At 60.8% G+C, this 5216-nt stretch carries 2 protein-coding genes; both read left to right on the forward strand.

Annotated features, from left to right (window positions below; translation table 11 throughout):
- A partial coding sequence (locus tag A9Q02_RS15185) for a DUF4351 domain-containing protein (RefSeq protein ID WP_097653939.1) occupies positions 1 to 666 on the forward strand: 666 nt, incomplete at its 5' end.
- 752 nt (positions 667 to 1418) lie between these two features.
- Positions 1419 to 4799, forward strand: coding sequence for an SUMF1/EgtB/PvdO family nonheme iron enzyme (locus A9Q02_RS15190; RefSeq protein WP_172451021.1), 3381 nt, complete (start codon positions 1419 to 1421; stop codon positions 4797 to 4799).
- Positions 4800 to 5216: the final 417 nt, after the last annotated feature.

Raw genomic sequence — 5216 nt, forward strand, 5'->3', positions numbered from 1 at the left:
CACGCCCAGATCTTCGTGCGCGAACGCCGCCCCGTGATCAGCCTCGCCGTCTTGAGCGATGACCAGCCGGGCTGGCACCCACGCTCCTTTGGCTACGCCGAGGCCGGGTGCGTGGTGCGGCTCGACTTTCCCACGGTCAAACTGCTCGACCTTGACCTGGCGCTGCTCGAAGCCAGCCGCAATCCCATCGCGATGGTCATCCTGATCCACCGCGACGCGCAGGCGACCCGGGGGCAACTCGAGGAGCGGCTGCGGCGCAAATTGGCCCGCTTTCGGGCCTTCTTCCGCAACGGATATAGTGCCGCCGACATGCGTCGGCTCTATCGCGTGCTCGATCAACTGTTGCGCCTCAACCCCGGCATGCACGCGACGGTTCGTGCTACAATGCGCCTGATTGAACAGGAGGAGACCCAGATGGACACGTTTGTCACCAGTATTGAGGAACTTGCGTTCGCCGAGGGGGTCGAGCAAGGACGTCACCAGACGCTCCAGGAAGTCGTGCTGCGCCAACTGACCCGACGGTGCGGCCCATTGCCGGAGTCGGTGCATCATCACGTGCTCGCCCTGAGCCCCGCCCACCTCCTGGACTTGAGCGAGACACTGCTCGATTTCACGAGTCTGGATGATCTCCAGGCCTGGTTGGCCGATACGTGCCCGTCGGGATAAGGCCTGCGGGCGTAGCAGTGGGTAGCCCGTGGATCGCCATGGCGCACACTTGAAAGGCCGGGGGGCGCAGCAGCGATCAGCCTATCGGGATGCGGGCCGCGTCACCGGGGGGCCGGGGGGCGCAGCAGCGATGGCAGGGGCGTTTGGGCAACGGGCGAGGGGCACGGGCAAGCCGTGCCCCTACACGCGGCAACGCTGCCTCTGGGCACGGCACCATCCCCGCGTACGCGTCCATCCCTGGATGCCCATCCCATCGCCGTGTTACGCATATGTAGGGGCGCAGCAGCCCCTGCGCATCGGTTGATCGCAACGTCATCCCCATTGCTGCTGCGCCCTGCCGTGGGTTTGGCACCATCCCCGCGTACGCATCCATCCCAGCGCCGCGATCCGCCCGTGGGGGCACGGCGGCGCCGTGCCCCTACACCCAATCCCCGCGTACACATCCGGGCCGTGTCACCGGGGGGCCGGGGGGCGCAGCAGCGATGGCAGGGGCGTTTGGGCAACGGGCGGGGCACGGGCGAGCCGTGCCCCTACGCCGGGCCATTTCGCCCAGGTACCTATCCCTATCGGCTATTCACCCTTTTCCTGGGAGCGAGGGCGGCTCGCCCTCGAAGGCATTCCGAGGGCGGGACGCCCTCGCTCCCAGGGTGGTTCTTTAGCCCAAATGTGAACACGTACTTGTGTGTTGCTGGTTGTGTCGGCGTGGTATAGTATGCGGCAGAAAGCTGCTGTTTATCCTCACGATGCATCATATGAACCGCAAAGAAGAGATCTACATTCTGATCGGCTTGCTGCTTGCCTTCGTTGCTGCCGTTGCTGGATGGCTGGCGTTGCCTCAGGTGCAGCAGCAATTCAATGGCTGGTTGGACAATCCGCTGTTCCTTCCCTTCCTCGGGATGGGTGGGTTAGCGTTGCTCCTGGCATATGTGCTTTTGCGTGATTGGATTGCGTCAACTGTGCGCTCGCTGTCGCCCAGGTATCGCCTGGAAAGACGCTATCTTCAGGCGGTTGAGACCTACCTGCGACGGACACCCGCTTTGCTGGTGATTAGTCGGCAGCAGGAGACACATACTGAACTGGATCTGTTGATGGCTTATAGTCAGTTGACGCTTAGTCCTGATCCCGATCAGCCTGATCCACCTGATCTGGTCCAGGTGAGTGACCAACAACCAACGCGACGCTTTGCCATGGAAGGGATAAAAGAGCGCGCGACGTCCCGACCGCGATCTTTGAAGCAACGAGGCTTTGAGACGCTTGCCTGGTTGGTGGTGCAAGGCAGTGTGCTTGCCCTGGCGATAGCGTCAGTCCGCGGGATTATGGTTGCCCCCACGGGTGAGTGGCAGTTTACCTGGGCGAGTCTGTTGCTTGCCCTGGTGAGCACGCTCGCCTGGCTGGGTGTGGCGATTCTGTTGCATCGCGTGATTTTGCGCCGGGTAGCAACATATCTGGTCCAACGCGGTGCGTGCTCAGCCCCTCCTGCTACGCCGGGCGCAGAGATCTGGCAATATCCATGCTTGTTGATCAGGGGCGATCCAGGGAGTGGCAAGACAACCTTGCTTCGCCATATTGCGGTGGTCTGTGCCCAGGAGATCCTGCGCTCGCCAGGGCGTCAGCGCTTGCGTGATGTATATGGGTGGCCCAGCCGTCCGTTTCCAATCTACATTCCACTCAGGGTGTTGCGTGATGCGGTTGCTTTGCAACGCCCCTTGCTTGAACAGTATGCCGAGACGTTGCGCGATGTGGCGTTGTTAGGCGATGTTGTCCGCGATCTGCCTACCGATTTCTTTCAACGCAAGGCCCAGCGCGGTGGCTGCATGATCCTGCTTGATGCCTTTGATGAGCTACGTGATGCTGATGCACGGCAACGCCTTGGTCAACTGGTTGCCGCATTGCCCCCAGGCCCCGATCATCGTCGGAACCGGATTGTGGTTACCTCACGGATTTTTGGCTATGAAGGCCAGTTACGCCATCGCAAATTTATTCATCGGTTGGTTGATCAGTTAACACCACCACAACAACAGCAGTTTATTCGTACACGTTATCGTGCGTTCGCCCAATTGGGGATCAGTGCCTCAGGTGAAGCAACCCTAGCCACGTGGGACCCTGAGGTGCGATCCAGGCGACTTATCGAGCGGCTGACCGAAGATGGTGGGATCCAAAAGCTCGTCCGTAATCCGTTCCTTCTCTCCTTGATCATTTCTATCCACCTCAAGAGTCCCCGTGAATTGCCGCGCCAACGTCATACGCTCTACGAAAAAGCCCTGCAGATGCTCGTTGAGGAATGGGAACGCTTGAAAGATAGCGAGATGGATCTGGAACCAACGACTCAAGATGCTGACCTTGAGTTGCAACAAAAGCTACGTCTGCTCTATCAGTTGGCCTGGGTGATGTATGAGCGTACGCTCACTGCACCCGATGACGGTTCGCATACTGTGATCACCAGTGCTGACGCCGAAGAGGTGCTAGCCCTGGCTTTGCGCGATATCTCACCTGCAACTGCCGGGCGTACTGGGGCGGCGCTTGAATCATTCTGTCGCTCAGAAGCAAAACGCTGGTTGCGCAACCTGGGTCAACGCGGTGGGGTGCTGCAAGAGTTGGGCAATGTCCACGGTACCAGCGAAGTTCAACTCCAGTTTGCCCACCAGACCTTCCAGGAATATCTGGCCTCACAGGCAGTGCGCGATGGTTCCCCAGAGATGCAGCGCCTGCGTGATACGCGCATCCGTGAACGCTGGAACGATGACCGCTGGCGTGAAGTGTTGCTGCTCTACAGTGCAACCATGCCCGATGCCACCCCGATCGTGCGCCATCTGCTCGCGCAGGGCAAGCAAGAGGCCGATCTTCTTGCTGGTGCCGTTCTGGCGGAACAGACGCAGCGGTTAGACCCAGAAGCCCGTGTCGAGATCTTGAACCGCCTGCATCACCTCTTTATGTCGGCATCTGCTGGATCATTGCCAGTCCAGCTAGAGGCTCTGAATACACTGGCCGAGGCTGGCATAGATGCAAGTACGGATCTGCTCAAGGACGCCGTCCGTAAAGCGCCACACCAGGATGTGCGGGTACGCGCGATTGAACGCCTGGCACGGATGGAACACAATCATCCGGCACGCGCACCATTGCCGCCTGATCTGCAAGACCTGATGCTGGAACTGCTGCAAACCGAGCACGCCCCAGACCTACGCCTTGCGGCTGGCTTCGCGCTGGCACGTCAAGATCCACGCTATGCAGGCGATGGCTTGCGCCCCAAACTGATCCACATCCCTGCTGGCCCCTTCCTGATGGGCAGCAGCAAAGAGGATCGAGAAGCAGAGCGTTTTGAGCAACCGCAGCACCAGATCGAACTCCCCGACTATTGGATTGCTCAGCACCCGGTGACCAACGCGCAATGGCAATGCTTCATAGACGCCGGTGGCTATCGCACCCGTCGCTACTGGAGTAGAGCCGGCTGGCGGTGGTTACGCTGTGGCTGGGAACCAGCAGGAGCTTATTCTACCCCGCAACTTATTGCACTAGTTCTTCTCGGGTCATTTTTTGATCCTCTGGTTGGTCTACTGCTGCGTCGGCAACCTTTCAGCCAGCCTCACCCGGAAAGCTGGAATGGCCCAAACTGGAACGGGGCCAACCAACCCGTAACCGGGATCTCATTCTATGAAGCCGAAGCCTACTGTCGCTGGCTACAGGAAGCCACCGGCCACCCATTCCGCCTCCCTACCGAGGCTGAGTGGGAAAAAGCGGCCCGTGGGCCCGATGGCCGCCGTTATCCCTGGGGCAATGCGTGGGCCGACGGTCTCTGCAACAGTAGCGAGGCTCGCCTGAACAAACCTTCGCCTGTTGGCAGTTACCCGCAAGGCACAAGCGTCTACGTCGCCCACGACATGGCTGGCAATGTCTGGCAATGGTGTGCAACCCGTTGGAAGAGCACCTATCCTGGGCGCAAACCTGATCTAAATGATCGCCTTCTTGACCTGATTGCGTGGTGGGCAAACGCATTTGTTGTACGCGGCGGGGCTTATTGGAACAATGCCCAAAACGTCCGGGCTTCGTACCGCTACAACATCAGCCCGCGCCTCCGCTACGGCTACATCGGGTTGCGGGTCGCCAGTCATTCTCCTCTGCCCGGTTCTGAATCCTGATTGCTGTTTGCTGTAACATCAGGCGTGTTTGTCTGGCACAATCAGGGGGATGTTGCACCCAGGGATGGGGTGTGGGGAAGGGTTCCTTGCCCACCCGCGCGCAGCGCGCATCCGCGATTTTTTTGCAAGGGGAGGGCGATCGGCCTGTCATCGGCGCGGGTCGCCTCACCGGGGGGCCGGGGGCGCAGCAGCAATGGCAGGGGCGTTTGGGCAACGGGCGGGGCACGGGCAAGCCGTGCCCCTACATCCGGCCATCGCACCACGATCGCGTGTCATCGGGCGCGGGTGGCATCACCGGGGGCGCAGCAGCGATGGCAGGGGCGTTTGGGCAACGGGCGGCGGGGCACGGGCAAGCCGTGCCCCTACATCCGGCCATCGCACCGCGATCGCGTGTCATCGGGCGCGGGTGGCATCACC

The sequence above is a fragment of the Candidatus Chloroploca asiatica genome, from assembly GCF_002532075.1.
Lineage (GTDB): Bacteria > Chloroflexota > Chloroflexia > Chloroflexales > Chloroflexaceae > Chloroploca > Chloroploca asiatica.